Annotated in this window: 16 protein-coding genes and 1 pseudogene; 12 read left to right on the top strand and 5 right to left on the bottom strand. The window is 61.4% G+C overall.

Translation table 11 applies throughout. From position 1 onward, the window contains the following. From rpsI to VGO12_RS21530, 3 genes are all read right to left on the bottom strand, one after another. Positions 1 to 468 (bottom strand): 30S ribosomal protein S9, encoded by a 468-nt coding sequence (rpsI, locus tag VGO12_RS21540; protein WP_327495451.1) that lies wholly within the window; start codon positions 466 to 468, stop codon positions 1 to 3. 2 nt (positions 469 to 470) lie between these two features. Then, positions 471 to 935 carry a 50S ribosomal protein L13 gene (rplM, locus tag VGO12_RS21535; RefSeq protein ID WP_043611469.1) on the bottom strand — a complete coding sequence of 155 codons (465 nt, stop codon included), beginning with the start codon at positions 933 to 935 and terminating at the stop codon, positions 471 to 473. Positions 936 to 1,162: 227 nt separating this feature from the next. Then, on the bottom strand, positions 1,163 to 1,594 hold the full coding sequence (locus VGO12_RS21530; RefSeq protein WP_327514789.1) for a PaaI family thioesterase: 432 nt from the start codon (positions 1,592 to 1,594) through the stop codon (positions 1,163 to 1,165). A gap of 165 nt (positions 1,595 to 1,759) precedes the next feature. On the opposite strand from VGO12_RS21530, the gene VGO12_RS21525 reads away from it, so the two are divergent. Next, complete coding sequence (locus VGO12_RS21525; RefSeq protein WP_327514788.1) at positions 1,760 to 2,581, top strand: enoyl-CoA hydratase; 822 nt, start codon at positions 1,760 to 1,762, stop codon at positions 2,579 to 2,581. A gap of 3 nt (positions 2,582 to 2,584) precedes the next feature. On the opposite strand, the gene VGO12_RS21520 is transcribed toward VGO12_RS21525, so the two are convergent. Beyond that, entirely contained in the window at positions 2,585 to 3,421 is an 837-nt protein-coding gene (locus VGO12_RS21520) for a DMT family transporter (RefSeq protein ID WP_327514787.1), read from the bottom strand. 184 nt (positions 3,422 to 3,605) lie between these two features. Here VGO12_RS21520 and VGO12_RS21515 point away from each other — a divergent pair, with 184 nt between their 5' ends. The 4 genes from VGO12_RS21515 to VGO12_RS21500 all read left to right on the top strand — a co-directional run bounded on the left by VGO12_RS21515 (position 3,606) and on the right by VGO12_RS21500 (position 6,526). Then, complete coding sequence (locus VGO12_RS21515; protein ID WP_327514786.1) at positions 3,606 to 4,034, top strand: CoA-binding protein; 429 nt, start codon at positions 3,606 to 3,608, stop codon at positions 4,032 to 4,034. A gap of 203 nt (positions 4,035 to 4,237) precedes the next feature. Next, on the top strand, positions 4,238 to 5,521 hold the full coding sequence (locus tag VGO12_RS21510; RefSeq protein ID WP_327514785.1) for an O-acetylhomoserine aminocarboxypropyltransferase: 1,284 nt from the start codon (positions 4,238 to 4,240) through the stop codon (positions 5,519 to 5,521). A 140-nt stretch (positions 5,522 to 5,661) separates the two neighbouring features. After that, positions 5,662 to 5,970: a DUF695 domain-containing protein gene (locus VGO12_RS21505; RefSeq protein WP_327514784.1), complete on the top strand. Its 309-nt coding sequence runs from the start codon at positions 5,662 to 5,664 to the stop codon at positions 5,968 to 5,970. Between the two features lie 211 nt (positions 5,971 to 6,181). Next, complete coding sequence (locus tag VGO12_RS21500; protein ID WP_327514783.1) at positions 6,182 to 6,526, top strand: cupin domain-containing protein; 345 nt, start codon at positions 6,182 to 6,184, stop codon at positions 6,524 to 6,526. Positions 6,527 to 6,561: 35 nt separating this feature from the next. On the opposite strand, the gene VGO12_RS21495 is transcribed toward VGO12_RS21500, so the two are convergent. Then, entirely contained in the window at positions 6,562 to 7,800 is a 1,239-nt protein-coding gene (locus VGO12_RS21495) for a cytochrome P450 (RefSeq protein ID WP_327514782.1), read from the bottom strand. A gap of 206 nt (positions 7,801 to 8,006) precedes the next feature. On the opposite strand from VGO12_RS21495, the gene VGO12_RS21490 reads away from it, so the two are divergent. From VGO12_RS21490 to hupB, 7 genes and pseudogenes are all read left to right on the top strand, one after another. Then, the gene (locus VGO12_RS21490) at positions 8,007 to 8,654 is read left to right on the top strand and encodes a VOC family protein (RefSeq protein WP_327514790.1); all 648 of its coding nucleotides are present in this window, start codon (positions 8,007 to 8,009) and stop codon (positions 8,652 to 8,654) included. Between the two features lie 140 nt (positions 8,655 to 8,794). Beyond that, positions 8,795 to 9,649 (top strand): endonuclease/exonuclease/phosphatase family protein, encoded by an 855-nt coding sequence (locus VGO12_RS21485; RefSeq protein WP_327514781.1) that lies wholly within the window; start codon positions 8,795 to 8,797, stop codon positions 9,647 to 9,649. A gap of 24 nt (positions 9,650 to 9,673) precedes the next feature. After that, a complete protein-coding gene (locus VGO12_RS21480; protein ID WP_327514780.1) occupies positions 9,674 to 11,233 on the top strand; it encodes a phospholipase D family protein in 1,560 nt (519 codons plus the stop codon). Between the two features lie 279 nt (positions 11,234 to 11,512). Further along, positions 11,513 to 12,145, top strand: a complete 633-nt coding sequence (locus VGO12_RS21475; protein ID WP_034803630.1) for an ATP-dependent Clp protease proteolytic subunit — start codon at positions 11,513 to 11,515, stop codon at positions 12,143 to 12,145. Positions 12,146 to 12,428: 283 nt separating this feature from the next. Next, positions 12,429 to 13,706, top strand: a complete 1,278-nt coding sequence (clpX, locus tag VGO12_RS21470; protein WP_043611478.1) for an ATP-dependent Clp protease ATP-binding subunit ClpX — start codon at positions 12,429 to 12,431, stop codon at positions 13,704 to 13,706. A 372-nt stretch (positions 13,707 to 14,078) separates the two neighbouring features. Next, complete coding sequence (gene lon / locus VGO12_RS21465; RefSeq protein WP_327514779.1) at positions 14,079 to 16,499, top strand: endopeptidase La; 2,421 nt, start codon at positions 14,079 to 14,081, stop codon at positions 16,497 to 16,499. 220 nt (positions 16,500 to 16,719) lie between these two features. Further along, a pseudogene (gene hupB, locus VGO12_RS21460) lies at positions 16,720 to 16,811 on the top strand (DNA-binding protein HupB); the annotation flags it as partial.

The raw sequence follows: 16,811 nt of genomic DNA, 5'->3' as shown, positions 1-16,811 counted from the left end.
TTAACGCTTCGAGAACTGGAACGAACGACGTGCCTTCGCACGGCCGTACTTCTTACGCTCGACCACGCGGCTGTCGCGGGTGAGGAAGCCACCGCGCTTCAGAACCGAGCGCAGGCCCGGCTCGAAGTAGGTGAGTGCCTTCGAGATGCCGTGACGAACGGCACCGGCCTGGCCGGAGAGACCACCACCGGCTACGGTCGCGTCGATGTCGAACTGACCATCACGGGCAGCAGCGACGATCGGCTGCTGCAGGATCATCTGCAGAACCGGACGGGCGAAGTAGTCGAGGTACGGCTTGCCGTTGATGGTGATCTTGCCCGAGCCGGGCTTGACCCATACGCGGGCAACAGCGTTCTTACGCTTGCCGGTCGCGTAGGAGCGACCCTGGGCGTCGACCTTCTTGACGTGAACCGGAGCAGCCGGTTCCGCGGTCGTGGCGATTTCCTTGAGAGCGGAAAGGTCAGCCATTATCAGGCGCTCCTTGTGTTCTTGCTGTTCAGCTTGGCGACGTCGAGGACGGTCGGCTGCTGTGCTTCATGCGGGTGGTTGGCGCCTGCGTAAACGCGAAGGTTCTTCATCTGGCGACGGCCGAGCGGACCGCGCGGAACCATGCGCTCGACGGCCTTCTCGAGGACGCGCTCCGGGAAGCGGCCTTCGATGATCTGGCGCGCGGTGCGCTCCTTGATGCCGCCGGGGTAGCCGGTGTGCCAGTAGTACTTCTTGTCGGTGTACTTCTTGCCCGTCAGAACTGCCTTCTCGGCGTTGATGACGATGACGTTGTCGCCGTCGTCAACATGCGGGGTGAAGGTAGCTTTGTGCTTGCCGCGCAGGCGGTTTGCGATGAGGGAAGCGAGGCGACCAACAACGAGGCCTTCGGCATCGATGATGATCCACTTCTTCTCCACCTCTGCAGGCTTCTGAACGAAGGTTGCCATATCAAAAACTCTTTCTTTGGACCCGAGCGGCGAACCGCTGGGCGTTTCTTGTTGCTTGGTTTTGACCGGTTTCCCGGACAAAAGAGAAAGCGGCCCTTGAGAGGACCGCGATCTGCGGCAGCTTATACGCAAGTGCGAAACAAGCGTCAAGAACGCCAAATCCGTGACTTGGAAATAAAATATAACAAAAACAACATCTTATTTATGGGGTATTTTGTTACCACAAGTTAGCGCGGCGGAATCGAATAGGTCGCGGTGGCATGCGCGACAAGATCGTCATCGCCGACCTTGACGATCGCAGCATCGAGAACGGCGAGCCGCTTGCCGAGTTTCAGGATCCGGCAGGTGCATTCGAGCGGCTCCGGTTCGGGCTTGCGCAGGAAATTGATGTTGAGGTTGGTGGTGACGGCAAGTGCGATGGGGCCGATATGCGCGATCAGCGCGATATAGGCCGAGACGTCGGCGAGCGCAAAGAGCGTGGGGCCTGAGACCGTGCCGCCAGGGCGGATGTGCCTTTCGTTCGGATCGAGGCGCATGGTGGCAAAACCTGGACCGACCGTGGTGACGTGAAAGACCTTGCCGTCGGTGTGGACCTGCGGGAAGTCGGTGTCGAGAAAACGGTTCAGTTGCTCGACGGTCATGATCGGTTCGATGGTCATGAAGTTTCAGTCCCCTAGATTATCCCTATAGCTGAAACCTGACCGTTGCCGGACGCAAGGCGGAAAAAGGTCTTAGGCGCAACGCGACCGAGACGGCTCTGTCGGGTTGCGCAGCGCACGCGGCCGGCGTACCACCATGCCGAGTTCAAGCCCAAGGAGAATTAGATGGCCGACGTCGTATCGTTCCGGAAAGAGGAGCCGAATGGCCTGCTGCTGCGTGAACGGTCCGGACCGGTGCTGAGGCTCACCCTCAACAACCCGCCGGCCAACGTGCTCTCGATCGCCATGATGGAGGCACTGCATGCCGAGTTTGACGCGGTCTGCCTCGCCAAGGATATCCGGGTCGTTGTGCTTTCAGCGACCGGCAAGCTGTTTTCGGCTGGACACGATCTCAAGGAAATGACCGCGCACCGTCAGGATGACGACCGGGGCAGGGCGTTCTACGAAAAGACGATCCGCCTTGCAGCCGACCTGATGCTGAAGATCAACCGGTTGCCGCAGGCGGTCATCGCCGAAATTGACGGCCTCGCGACCGCCGCCGGTTGCCAGCTGGTCGCCAGCTGCGATCTGGCGATCTGCACGGACAGCTCGACCTTCTGCACGCCCGGCGTCAATATCGGCCTGTTCTGCTCGACGCCGATGGTCGCGGTGTCGCGGGCCGCGCACCGCAAGCAGGCGATGGAGATGCTCTTGACCGGCGAGACCATCGATGCCTCCACCGCCAAGGATTTTGGCCTCGTCAACCGCATCGTGCCGCAGCAGTACCTGCGCCAGGTCGTCGACAAATATGCCGCCGTGATCGCCTCGAAGTCGCCTCAGGCGCTGAAGATCGGCAAGGAGGCCTTCTATCGTCAGGCCGAGATGGACCTGCCGGAAGCCTACGACTACGCCGTCAGCGTCATGACCGAGAACATGCTTGCGCGCGACGCCGAAGATGGCATCGGCGCCTTCCTCGGCAAGCGCATGCCGGAATGGAAGGACGACTGACGCTCAGGCAAGCTTCAAAAGCAGCGCGCCGAGCGCGATGACACAGGCAGCCGCAATGCGCCAGACGCTGACCGGCTCCTTCAGGAAGACGACCGAGATCACCACCGCAAACAGGATCGAGGTTTCGCGGAGGGCAGCGACGGTTGCGACCGGCGCCTTGGTCATCGCCCAGAGCGCCAGTCCATAGGCGCCGATCGATCCGGCGCCGCCGATGAGCCCCCGCCACCAATTCTTGTAGACATGGCGGGCGACCGGCTTGATACCGCGCCGGGCAAAAGCCCAGGCAAACAGCAACACAGGCGGCAACAGCGCCATCCACAGCGTGTAGGAAATGGCGTTGCCCGAGACGCGCGCGCCGATGCCGTCGACAAAGGTGTAGCTGGCGATGACGCAGGCGTTGAGCAAGGCGAGAACGATCGCGTGCTTGCCGCCCTTGCGCGACTCGAAGGCAAGCGTCAGCACACCGGCCGAAATCGTCAGGATGCCGATCATCGTGCCGAAGGTGAGCTTTTCGCCGATCAGCACCCCGCTGGTCATCGCGACCAATAACGGTGCTGCTCCACGCATCAGCGGATAGACGAGGCCGATATCGCCGGCGCGATAGGAGGCGGCAACGAGCTGGAAATAGGCGAACTGGAACAGGGCCGAGACCAGAATGTACGGCCAGGCCTCCGGCTTGGGCAAGGGCATGAACGGCAGGAACGGGAGCGCTACCACAGCCGCCCCAAGCGCGATCATCGCCGCATCGAGGGATTTTTCCGAGCCTGCCTTGACGAGCGCATTCCAGGTCGCGTGCAGCAACGCCCCGAAAAGGACGAGCGCAATGACTTCTAATGGCAAGATGGAACCTCGGAAACGATGTGGCGGCTTTCAGACGCTTGTCGCGCCGCCCGACCATAAAAGCAACCGGAAAGTCCTTGATCCGCGCGATAGTCCGCTGTGGCAAGACCGTGAAGCGCAGTTGACTTGCCGGGGCCTGGCATCATTATACGCCCGTTCAATTGGAATGGATGCGAAGCCTTAGATGAACCACGACGCCTATCCGGACTTTTACCTTGCCGACATCCTGCGCGAGACGAAGACGATTGCCCTCGTCGGGGCCTCGCCGAACGCAGAACGGCCGAGCCATCGGGTCATGGCGTTCTTGTTGCGCAAGGGATATCGGGTGATCCCGATCAACCCCGGACATGTCGGCAAGACCATCCAGGGCCAGACGGTGGTTGGCAGGCTTACGGACGTCAAGGAGCCGATCGACATGGTCGATGTGTTCCGTGCCGCCGATGCACTTCCGGCGCTGGTCGACGAGATCCTGGCGCTTGATGCGCTGCCGAAGGCGATATGGGGGCAGCTTTCCGTTCGTCACGACGGCGCTGCCGCGAAGGCCGAAGCCGCCGGCATCAAGGTCGTCATGGATCGCTGTCCGGCCATCGAGTACCCCCGCCTGATCGGCTGATCGAGGTTGCTGCGGCGGACCTTCGCTCGCCGCAACTGCCGGTATCGCAAAAACCTCTTTGACCACACGCGGCGGCTCTGGAATAGTGCCGCGACTTTTGCGCTTGGCGTGAAGGTGCGATGCGGATTACGCAAAGATTCAAGGTGATAGGGCGCTCAGGCGGTACTGAGGGTGCGCCGTGCCCTGGTCATGGGAGGGATAAGATGACGAAAGACAATCCTGGCTTCAATACACTCGCCATCCACGCAGGCGCACAACCGGATCCGACGACGGGCGCGCGGGCAACACCGATTTATCAGACGACGAGTTTCGTCTTCAACGATACGGATCACGCAGCAGCACTCTTCGGCCTGCAGCAGTTCGGCAATATCTACACCCGTATCATGAACCCGACGCAGGCGGTGCTCGAAGAGCGAATTGCCGCGCTCGAGGGCGGCACGGCTGCGCTCGCGGTTGCCTCGGGGCATGCCGCTCAGCTGCTGGTCTTCCACACGATCATGAGCCCGGGCGACAATTTCGTCGCCGCCAACCGGCTCTACGGCGGTTCGGTCAACCAGTTCGGCCACGCCTTCAAGTCCTTCGACTGGCAGGTGCGCTGGGCCGATCCAAGCGATCCGGCCTCGTTCGAAGCGAAGATCGACGGTCGCACCAAGGCAATCTTTATCGAAAGCCTTGCCAATCCCGGCGGCACCTTCGTCGATATCGCCGCGATCGCCGAGGTTGCGCGCAAGCACGGGGTGCCGCTGATCGTCGACAACACCATGGCGACGCCGTACCTGTTGCGGCCACTGGAGCACGGCGCCGATATCGTCGTGCATTCGCTGACCAAATTCATCGGCGGCCACGGCAATTCGATGGGCGGCGTGATCGTCGATGGCGGCACCTTCGACTGGTCGAAGTCGGGCAAGTATCCGATGCTGTCGGAGCCGCGTCCGGAATATGCCGGCGTCCTGCTGCACCAGACCTTCGGCAGCATCGCCTTCGCCATTGCCTGCCGCGTGCTGGGCCTGCGCGATTTCGGGCCGGCGATCTCGCCGTTCAACGCCTTCATGCTCGTCACCGGCTCGGAGACCCTGCCGCTGCGCATGCAGCGCCATTGCGACAATGCGCTTGCCGTCGCCAGGTGGCTGAAGACGAACGATAAGGTCTCCTGGGTCAATTACGCCGGGCTTGAAGACAACCCAAATCACGCCCTGCAGAAGCGCTATTCGCCAAAGGGCGCCGGTGCCGTCTTCACCTTCGGCCTCAAGGGCGGCTACGAAGCCGGCAAGCGCTTCGTCGAGGGCCTTGAGATGTTCTCGCATCTCGCCAACATCGGCGACACGCGCTCGCTCGTCATTCACCCGGCCTCGACGACCCATCGGCAACTGACGCCCGAGCAGCAGGTCGCGGCCGGTGCCGGCCCTGACGTCGTTCGCCTTTCGGTCGGCATCGAGGACGTCTCCGACATCATCGCCGATCTCGAGCAGTCGCTGGGCAAGCTCTGAAAAGCCTCTGGCTGACGAAGTTCATGGACTTTTTTCCTTCAGTGCGTCCGCTCCGGCGGACGCGCTTCGGTGGCTCATGCTTCAATTCACGAAGTATCTCGTGTGGATCTTTTTATGCGGAAGTTCGGCGATGACCGCCTATGTACTTTACAGCGACCGGTCAGGAAGATGGGAAACCACTGATCTTTCGAGGTTTGAGCGCCGTGCCTACTGGGGTGAAAGAGGTCGATTTTGCGAACCGGGTCGTGGTCCTTTGGCGTTATAGCTCGCCGACGAACGGAATGCCCGATGCGGAAACCAACAACGCTCACATCGCCTTCGAAGACGCTTTGGAAGAGTTGGATGTAAACGGCGCGGGTCGCCTAGTGCTGGTCGTTACCGGAAATCAGCGCAAGGAATGGTATTGGTATGTCAAGGATTTTGACGGCTGGATGGTGCAGTTCAATTAGAGATTGAAGGGACAGCCGTATTCAATCCAAATATCACATAGCTACGAGCCGGCTTGGACACTGTACAAGGACTTCATGGCCAGCCTAAGTGCCCCCTGAAGCGACAAAACGACAGAATCGTTTGATATCAAGGACAGCACCGTCGAAGGTGCAAGACGATCGTAAACCTCGCACAGGCTGAGCGGAGAAGCCCTCGCCGTTAGGGTGCCCAATGACCAAAATGCAGAAGTTCGATTTGTCCTCCGTCGAGCCGGAGGAGGGAACGCCCGCCGCCGAACGGCTGATATCGGGTGCGCCGCAGTTCAGGACCTGGAACCTGGAGGAGGCCGAAGGCGGCCTCTATGCCGGCGTCTGGGAAGCGACGCCCGGCAAGTGGCGGATCGTCTACGAGGAGTGGGAGTACTTCCACATCATCTCCGGCTACTCGATCGTCACGCAGGATGGCGGTGAGGCGGCACATCTGAAAGCCGGCGACAGCATGATCCTGCGACCGGGTTTCGAAGGCACCTGGGAAGTGGTGGAGACCACCCGCAAGGACTACGTTATCCGGCTGTAAGCCGGTCGGGGCCTTCGGTTCCGGAACTCAGCAACTCACCAGACCAGATCAAGTCGCTCCAGGCCGTGGAAATGAAACGCGTCCTTGACCTCGGGCTCGTTCTTCAGCCGCATGCGCGGCAGGCGCTGAAAGAGGATCGGCAGCGCCAGGTTGAGCTCCAGTCGCGCGAGGGGTGCGCCGATGCAAAAATGCAGGCCGGCGCCGAAGGAGACGTTGGCGCCTTCGTCCCGGCCCGGCCGGAAGCGGTTCGGATCGCTGAATTTTTTCGGGTCGACGTTGGCCGCTCCAAGCAGCAGTCCGATCTTGTCGCCCTTTCGAAGCGAAATGCCTTCATCGAGTTCGACATCCGATAGCGCGTAGCGCTGGAAAATGTGCAGTGGTGCTGCAAAGCGCAGGCACTCTTCGATCGTCAACGTCGTTGCCGCGTTCGTGACGAACAGGTCTTTCGCTGAATAGCCGGTGTCCAGGATGGTCTTCACGGCATTGCCGATCTGGTGCACGGTTGCTTCGTGTCCGGCGTTGAGGAGCAGCGCGGTGATCGAGACCAGCTCTTCCTCGCTGAGCCGCTCTCCATCCTTCTCCGAGGTAATCATGTGCGTCAGCAGGTCGTCGCCCGGATTGCGTCGCTTGTCCGCGATGATTTCCCTGAGATAGGTGGTGAAATCGGCCGACGCCCTGTTGGCGTCGAGTTCGGTCTCGTGGCTCGGATTGAAGACATACATCCGGACCATGCGATGCGACCAGTCGAGAAGATCGGGTGTGGCTTCGGCCGGAATTCCGAGCATGCGGGCGATGATCGTCACCGGAAGCGTTTCGGCAAAGGCCTTCAGCAACTCGACTTCGCCATCGGCCTCGAAGCCATCGATCAGCGCATGCGAAAGCTGCTCGATGTCCGGACGCAGCTGTTCGATCTGCCTTGAGACGAAGGCGCGATTGACGAGCGTGCGCAGCCGCGTGTGGGCGGGCGGCTCGAGTTCCAGCAGCGAATGCTCCTCCAGTGCATCGAAATCCTTGAGATGCGGCTTCGGCGGGTCCATGCCGAGTTCTTCGCGCGTCGCCACATGCAGGATCTGGCGGCCGAAACGGCGATCGCGCAGAAGCGCGTTCACCTGGTCGTAGCCTGCGAAATACCATTGCTGCCGTTCCTCCCAGAAGAAGGTCGGACATTGCGCGTGGATCTCGGCATAGGCCGCAAGTGGCGCGCGGAAGAAAGCCGGATTGCGCGCGTCGATCGAAACGCGCCTCGTGGTGTCGTCGATGGCAAGTGCAGGCATGGTCTGGCTCTTTGCGCAAACGGGTATTGCCTATCTCTACGGGAACCGGGGATCAGCCGGCAAGCGCGGATATCCGGCGTTCCATTCTTGCCGAAGCCGTTGACAGCGCAGGCTTTGGCAGTCACTCTCAGGCCGCTGCATGGGGCGCATCGGCGATCGGCCGAAAGGGCAATGCCCACCTACCGGAACAGTCTGTAGTTGCGCCCATGCCAAATCTCGAAAACCTGAAGAAGCAGGCGAAACAGTATCTTAAATGGCACCGCGAAGGGCATTATCCCGTTGCGGCGACGATAAGGTCTGGCTTGCCGCGTTTCCTATCCCTTGATGACGACGCCATTCTCAAGGCCGAGTTCAAGCTCGCCGACGCGCAGGAACTGGTTGCACGTCAAAGCGGATTCGACAGCTGGCAGGCGCTCAAATCGGGAGCACCAGCAATGACCGCGCCATCAAGACCAACCGCATCGCAACCCGTGCTGCAATCGACGGCCGCACAGCTTTTCGTGGCCGACATCAGGGCCGCATGCGACTTTTATTGCGACAAACTCGGCTTTGCCGTCGACTTCGTCTACGGGGAGCCGCCGTTTTACGGCCAGGTTGCCCGAGACCACGCATGCCTCGCCTTGCGCCTGGTTTGCGAACCTGTCTTCGTCGCAGGCATCCGGGAACGGGAACACCTGCTCGCTGCGTCGATCGGCCTCAACTCCGCCAGCGATATCAAGCAGTTGTTCCTCTCCTACCAGGCAGCCGGTGTGCGCTTTCACCAGCCGTTGCGGACAGAGCCTTGGGGGACGCGCACCTTCATCGTGCACGATCCCGACGGCAACCTGGTTCTGTTTGCCGGACCTGGCGACTGAGAGCGGCGCACGATTACCGAAAGCCGCGCCGCCGATGCGGCGCGGTGCCGCGGTCGCAAACAACTTGCCCTGACCTCCCTTTTTCAGTGGCGCCCTGTGACCTATTTGCGCAATGATGCAGGCAGCAGACAGGGAGCGGCATGGCAAAAAACCAGTCCAGTCTATCGGCGGGGATCGTGGCGGCGATCCGCAAGCGGCGTCCCACCGTCGTCCACCGCGAAGCGGCGGTAAGCCGTGGCGACATCGTCATCGCATCCTACAACATCCACAAATGTGTCGGCACCGACGGGCGCTTCGATCCGGGGCGAACGGCCAATGTGATCAGCGAGCTCGGGGCCGACATCGTCGCCTTGCAGGAGGCCGACCAGCGGTTCGGCGAGCGCGCCGGGCTGCTTGACCTGGAGCATCTTCGGCGCGAGGCCCATCTGGTGTCGGTACCGATCTCCGGTTTTTCGACCAAGGGGCATGGCTGGCACGGCAACGTGCTTCTGCTGCGCGAAGGTGCGGTTTCCGACGTGCGGCAACTGAAACTGCCCGGTGTCGAACCGCGTGGCGCGCTCGTCGTCGATCTCGATCTGAAGGTCGGTCCGCTGCGCATCATTGCTGCCCATCTCGGTCTTCTCCGGCATTCGCGTGCCCAGCAGGCGGAAGCGATCCTGGAGGCGGCGGCAGATGCAAACGGGCGGCCGACCTTGCTGATGGGCGATCTCAACGAATGGCGGATGGGCCGGCGGTCGTCGCTGTCGTTCCTCAGTCCGATCTTTGATCCGTCCCATGCGACGGTTGCCAGTTTCCCGTCACGGTTTCCGCTGCTGCCGCTCGATCGCGTGCTCGGCAATCCGCACAATCTGGTGACGTCCGTCGCCGTGCACGATTCTCCGCTTGCGCGGGTTGCCTCCGACCACCTGCCGGTAAAGGCCTCGATCGACCTGAAGGCGGCGCAGCACGAACACCGGGGCAAGCGGGTCGAGGCCGGTCGTTTGGGATCGGTCTGACAGGGGGCGCTGAGTGGGCTTTCGATGGTGTCCTTGGTCCTGATCATCGCGGCCGCCGTCTCCGGCGTCGTCGTGGCGGCTGTCCTCTACATTTATGGCCGGTTCGGACGGCGCCCGCATGGGCCGCCGTCGACGGCCCTTGCCGTGGCGGATGCTGAGACGGAACTCGACCGGATCGTCGCTCCGTCTCTCGCCGATCGACCCGGCGCAAACGGGATCGCGCTCGTCTCCGACAATATCGAAGCCTTCGTGGCACGCGCGCACAGCGCGCGGCGCGCCGGCCGAAGCCTCGATCTGCAGTATTATTACTGGAAGGGTGACCTGGCCGGTCTTCTGCTGGCGCGCGAGATCCTCGCTGCTGCCGATCGGGGCGTGCAGGTGCGGTTGCTGCTCGACGACATCAATGCCGGAATTCACGACCGCATGTGCATCGCGCTCGACGCACATCCCAACATCGATGTCCGGTTGTTCAATCCGAGCAGGGCGCGCACCGATCGTTTTCGTCGCGGCTTCGAGATGGCGATCCGCGCCTTCAGCGCCACCCGTCGCATGCACAACAAGCTTTGGGTGGCCGACGGGCGCGTGGCGATCGCCGGCGGACGCAACATCGGCGATGCCTATTTCGATGCCGCCGAGCTTTCCAACTTTCGCGATCTCGACGTCTGGATGGTCGGGCCGGTCCTGGAGCAGGCGTCGGCGATGTTCGACCGCTACTGGAACAGCGCCTCGGTTCTGCCGATCGCAGCGCTGCGCACGCCGCGCAAACAGTATCTGCCGGCGTTGCGCGAGACGGTCGACGGGCTTGCCCGCACGCCGGCCGGCCGCTTTTACCTCGAGCGCGTCGACAGGGCCGTCGACGAGGCCGGTCTCTACCATGGCACCCGCCAGCTCCATTGGAGTATCGATGTGCGCCTCGCGTCCGATCCGCCGGAAAAAGCGCTGATGCAACGTCGTCAGAACTGGCTTTTGCGCGAGCTCTTCCCGCTGATCGAGGCGACCCGGCGCGATCTCAGAATCATCTCGCCCTACTTCATCCCCGGCGTTGCGGGCACGCGGGAACTTGCAGCCATCGTTTCGCGCGGTGCGCGGGTTTCCGTTTTGACCAACTCGCTCGCCGCGACCGACGTTGCTGCGGTTCACGGCGGTTACGTCAAGTACCGGCGCAAGCTGATCCGGGCCGGCATCGCGCTGTTTGAGCTGAAAGAGCAGGGCGATGTTGCCGACGGACACCGCATGACCCTGTTCGGGCGCCGCAATGCGAGCCTGCACAGCAAGGCTTTTGTCGTCGATGGACTGAACGGCTTCGTCGGCTCGATGAATTTCGATCCGCGCTCCGCCTCGCTCAACACCGAAATGGGCGTGGTGTTTGCCGATGCGGCCCTTGCGGGCGAACTGGCTCTGATGTTCGAGGAGGAGACATCGCCTGCGATCAGCTACCGCCTCGGGATCGACGGTTCGCGCCTTGTCTGGCGAGACCGCGCCAACGGCTCGGAGCGGCTGTTGCGTCATGAGCCGGACGCGAGCCGCACCAGACGGATGATTGCCGGCCTGATCCGCATTCTGCCGATCGAGTCCCAGCTTTAGCGAGCCAAGGCGCAGGTTATCGGCTCGCAAGCCGCATCGCCGATGCCCGCAGGCCGCTGTTCGCCCGAACGCGGCGGCGGATGCCGGTGGAAAAATGTTTCAGCGCCAACCATGTGTGGAGGACGGACAAACTTCGTGCAGGACGGCGCCATCGATTAAGGTTATCGAAGGTTGGCGACTTGAAGTGAAGGGTGTTGACACTCTATGTAGGGACAGAAGGTAAATCCCGTGATTCCCGGTTCGCAAAGGTTTTGCGAGCCCGATTGATGAAGGTTCGATATGAGAAATCCCGTTGATACCGCCCTGGCACTGGTGCCGATGGTTGTTGAGCAGACCAACCGCGGTGAACGTTCCTACGATATCTTTTCGCGCCTTCTGAAGGAGCGCATCATCTTCGTCACCGGCCCGGTCGAAGACCAGATGGCAACGCTCGTCTGCGCCCAGCTTCTTTTCCTCGAAGCGGAAAACCCGAAGAAGGAAATCGCGCTCTACATCAATTCGCCGGGCGGCGTCGTGACGTCGGGCATGGCGATCTACGACACGATGCAGTTCATCAAGCCGGCCGTTTCGACGCTCTGCGTCGGTCAGGCCGCCTCGATGGGTTCGCTGCTCCTGGCCGCCGGCCACAAGGACATGCGTTTTGCCACGCCGAACGCGCGCATCATGGTTCACCAGCCCTCGGGCGGCTTCCAGGGCCAGGCCTCGGATATCGAGCGTCACGCCAAGGACATCCTGAAGATGAAGCGCCGCCTCAACGAGGTCTACGTCAAGCATTGCGGCCGCACCTACGAAGAGGTCGAACAGACGCTCGATCGCGATCATTTCATGAACGCTGACGAAGCTCTGAGCTGGGGCCTCGTCGACAAGGTGCTGACCTCGCGCGAGGAAATCGAAGGCGGCGAACAGGCCTGATAACGCGCTTTTGTGTCGCCGTAGATGTAATTGTGACACAATTGTAATGGCTCAAGGGCTTTATCGTCGGGGTAAAGCCGGTAATATGAACCGTTAATGCTATGTTGGAATCTGACAGCGTAGTGTCCGGTAGGAGTTGGGAGAGTCGTTGCGACCGCGTCGGGCGTTTTGCTCGGTGCGGTGAGTACTCCCGGAAGCCCCGCATGAGGTTGAGCTGCAGGGCAAATTGAGTGGTCCGCGATACTTTATTCTCAAGTGTCCGGCGTGCTGGAAGGAAGTGGAAATGAGCAAGGTCAGCGGAAGCAACGGCGGTGACTCGAAAAATACGCTTTATTGTTCGTTCTGCGGCAAGAGCCAGCACGAAGTCCGCAAGCTGATTGCCGGACCGACGGTCTTCATCTGCGATGAATGCGTCGAACTGTGCATGGACATCATTCGCGAAGAGAACAAGACCTCGATGGTCAAGTCGCGCGACGGTGTGCCGACCCCTCAGGAAATCATCAAGGTCCTCGACGAATACGTCATCGGCCAGCAGCAGGCCAAGCGCATTCTGTCGGTGGCTGTGCACAACCATTACAAGCGCCTCGCGCACGCGGCCAAGGGCAGCGACGTCGAACTGGCGAAGTCGAACATCATGCTCGTCGGCCCGACCGGCTGCGGCAAGACCTATCTCGCCCAGACGCTCGCACGCATCATCGACGTGCCGTTCACGATGGCCGACGCCACGACACTGACCGAGGCCGGTTACGTCGGTGAAGACGTCGAGAACATCATTTTGAAGCTGCTCCAAGCCGCCGACTACAACGTCGAGCGCGCGCAGCGCGGCATTGTCTACATCGACGAAGTCGACAAGATTTCGCGCAAGTCCGACAATCCCTCGATCACCCGCGACGTTTCGGGCGAGGGCGTGCAGCAGGCCCTGCTGAAGATCATGGAAGGCACTGTAGCCTCGGTGCCGCCCCAGGGTGGCCGCAAGCATCCGCAGCAGGAATTCCTGCAGGTCGACACCACGAACATCCTCTTCATCTGCGGCGGTGCGTTTGCCGGCCTCGACAAGATCATCTCCGCCCGTGGCGAGAAGACCTCGATCGGTTTCGGTGCAACGGTTCGCTCGCCGGAAGATCGCCGCGTCGGCGAGGTCCTGCGCGAACTGGAGCCGGAAGATCTCGTCAAGTTCGGCCTGATCCCGGAATTCATCGGCCGCCTGCCGGTCCTGGCGACGCTCGAGGATCTCGACGAGGATGCTCTGATCCAGATCCTGTCGGAGCCGAAGAACGCGCTGATCAAGCAGTACCAGCGCCTGTTCGAGATGGAAGACGTGGAACTGACCTTCCACGAGGACGCGCTGCGCGAGATTGCCCGCCGGGCGATCGTGCGCAAGACCGGCGCCCGCGGCCTTCGCTCGATCATGGAGAAGATCCTGCTCGACACCATGTTCGAGCTGCCGACGCTCGAAGGCGTGCGCGAAGTGGTGATCTCGGACGAGGTGGTCAAGGGTTCGGCCCGGCCGCTCTACATCTACTCGGAACGGTCGGACGAAAAGACCAACGTCTCGGCCTGATCCGATCTGCCATTCCTGAAAGAGCCCGCCCTGTGCGGGCTTTTTCATGTCTGCGCACTTAGCTGTTGAGACAGGCGCGGCCGGGTGCAGATTTCACAATTCGATTGTTGCTAAAGTGTCTCAAACAACGCAATGATGTGACGATTCAATGAAGGACCTTATTGGTTGCGGGTCCCGGGTTTTGTTCTCCGTCGCAAGGTCCGCAACAGCAATAACGCTTAGTCATAAGGCCCCGGCCACGGTTTGTGGATGTCGCGTCAAGCCTTGAAATGGACGCGGTCGCACTCCACTTTCATGTGGACAATATGACAGCCGGGAGTGCCTGAGGGGCTCCCGGGAACGGGCCCGAAATCGGGACGGAAAGGAAATGACATGACGAACAAAACGTCACCGGCGACTGAAAGCGCGACCTACCCGGTCCTGCCGCTCCGCGACATCGTAGTCTTCCCCCACATGATCGTGCCGCTTTTCGTCGGCCGTGAAAAATCGATCCGGGCGCTTGAAGAGGTCATGGGGACGGACAAGCAGATCATGCTGGCCACCCAGATCAACGCCACCGATGACGATCCGGAACCCTCCGCGATCTACGAAGTCGGCACGATCGCCAACGTTCTGCAGCTGCTGAAACTGCCTGACGGCACCGTCAAGGTGCTTGTCGAGGGCCGCGCCCGCGCCAAGATCGACGGCTACACGCCGCGCGAAGAGTTTTACGAGGCATCCGCCCATACGCTGGACGAGCCGACAGAGGATCCGGTCGAGATCGAGGCGCTCAGCCGCTCGGTCGTGTCGGAGTTTGAAAGCTACGTCAAGCTCAACAAGAAGATCTCTCCCGAGGTCGTCGGCGTCGCCAGCCAGATCGAGGACTATTCGAAGCTGGCCGACACGGTCGCCTCGCACCTGTCGATCAAGATCGTCGAGAAGCAGGAAATGCTGGAGACCACCAGCGTGAAGATGCGCCTGGAAAAGGCGCTGGGCTTCATGGAAGGTGAAATCTCCGTCCTGCAGGTGGAAAAGCGCATCCGCTCGCGCGTCAAGCGCCAGATGGAAAAGACCCAGCGCGAGTACTACCTCAACGAACAGATGAAGGCGATCCAGAAGGAGCTCGGCGACGGCGAAGACGGCCGCGACGAGATGGCCGAGATCGAAGAGCGCATCGCCAAGACGAAGCTCTCCAAGGAAGCGCGCGAGAAAGCCGACGCCGAACTGAAGAAGCTGCGCCAGATGAGCCCGATGTCGGCGGAAGCCACGGTCGTGCGCAATTACCTGGATTGGCTGCTCGGCCTGCCCTGGGGCAAGAAGTCGAAGATCAAGACCGACCTCAACCATGCCGAGGAAGTGCTCAACGTCGACCACTTCGGCCTCGACAAGGTCAAGGAGCGCATCGTCGAGTATCTCGCCGTGCAGGCGCGTTCGACCAAGATCAAGGGCCCGATCCTGTGCCTCGTCGGCCCTCCGGGCGTCGGCAAGACGTCGCTTGCCAAGTCGATCGCCAAGGCGACCGGCCGTGAGTACGTGCGCATGGCGCTTGGCGGCGTTCGCGACGAAGCCGAGATCCGTGGCCACCGCCGCACCTATATCGGCTCCATGCCGGGCAAGGTCGTTCAGTCGATGAAGAAGGCGAAGCGGTCCAACCCGCTGTTCCTGCTCGATGAAATCGACAAGATGGGCCAGGATTTCCGCGGCGATCCGTCGTCGGCGCTGCTTGAGGTGCTGGATCCGGAACAGAACTCGACCTTCATGGACCACTACCTGGAAGTCGAATACGACCTGTCCAACGTGATGTTCATCACCACGGCCAACACGCTGAACATTCCGGCGCCGTTGATGGACCGTATGGAAGTGATCCGCATCGCCGGCTACACCGAAGAGGAAAAGCTGGAAATCGCCAAGCGGCACCTGCTGCCGAAGGCGATCCGCGATCACGCGCTGCAGCCGAAGGAGTTCTCGGTGACCGACGGCGCGCTGATGGCGGTCATCCAGACTTACACCCGCGAAGCCGGCGTGCGTAACTTCGAACGCGAGTTGATGAAGCTCGCCCGTAAGGCCGTGACGGAGATCATCAAGGGCAAGACCAAGAAGGTCGAGGTCACTGCGGCCAACATCAACGGCTACCTGGGTGTGCCGCGCTTCCGCCATGGCGAAGCCGAGCGCGACGATCAGGTCGGCGTGGTCACCGGGCTTGCCTGGACCGAGGTCGGCGGCGAGCTGCTGACGATCGAAGGCGTCATGATGCCCGGCAAGGGCCGCATGACGGTTACCGGCAACCTGCGCGACGTGATGAAGGAATCGATTTCTGCAGCGGCCTCCTATGTCCGCTCGCGTGCGATCGACTTCGGCATCGAGCCGCCGCTATTCGACAAGCGTGATATCCACGTGCACGTGCCGGAAGGGGCGACGCCGAAGGATGGTCCGTCGGCTGGTGTCGCGATGGCAACGACGATCGTGTCGATCATGACTGGCATTCCGATCTCCAAGGATGTCGCCATGACCGGTGAGATCACGCTGCGTGGTCGCGTTCTGCCGATCGGTGGTTTGAAGGAGAAGCTCCTGGCGGCTCTCAGAGGCGGCATCAAGAAGGTGCTGATTCCCGAGGAGAATGCCAAGGATCTCGCCGAGATCCCGGACAACGTGAAGAACGCGCTCGAGATCATCCCGGTTTCACGCATGGGCGAGGTGCTCGTGCACGCGCTGGTGCGCATGCCGGAACCGATCGAATGGGACCCGGCAAACGAGCCGGCGACCGTTGCAGCCGTTGATTCGCAGGACGAAGCGGGCGCGTCTGTCGCCCACTGACGGATGCCAGGAAATGGGCGCGGCCGGCTCGCGCGGCGCCCATTTTGCAGAAAAATTGGGAAGACCGGCCTCTGGCCGGTCTTTTTTGTTGTAAAAACGCCCTGCAAGCCTTGCATTCCAAGGGATTAGGCGCAATTGGGAAAGGCAAGACGCGGCCGATGCGCAAGCCGCCGCGCCTTAAAACACAGTCGTTTCGAACCAATCTGAAAGGGGTGGAAACATGAACAAAAATGAGCTCGTGTCTGCCGTTGCTGAGAAGGCCGGACTTTCCAAGACCGACGCATCTTCTGCAGTTGATGCAGTTTTCGAGAC

The sequence above is a fragment of the Ensifer sp. genome, assembly GCF_035999135.1.
In the GTDB taxonomy this organism is placed as follows: domain Bacteria; phylum Pseudomonadota; class Alphaproteobacteria; order Rhizobiales; family Rhizobiaceae; genus Ensifer.
Note: the sequence above shows the minus strand (reverse complement) of the source record. Positions and strands in the feature narration are given on the sequence as shown.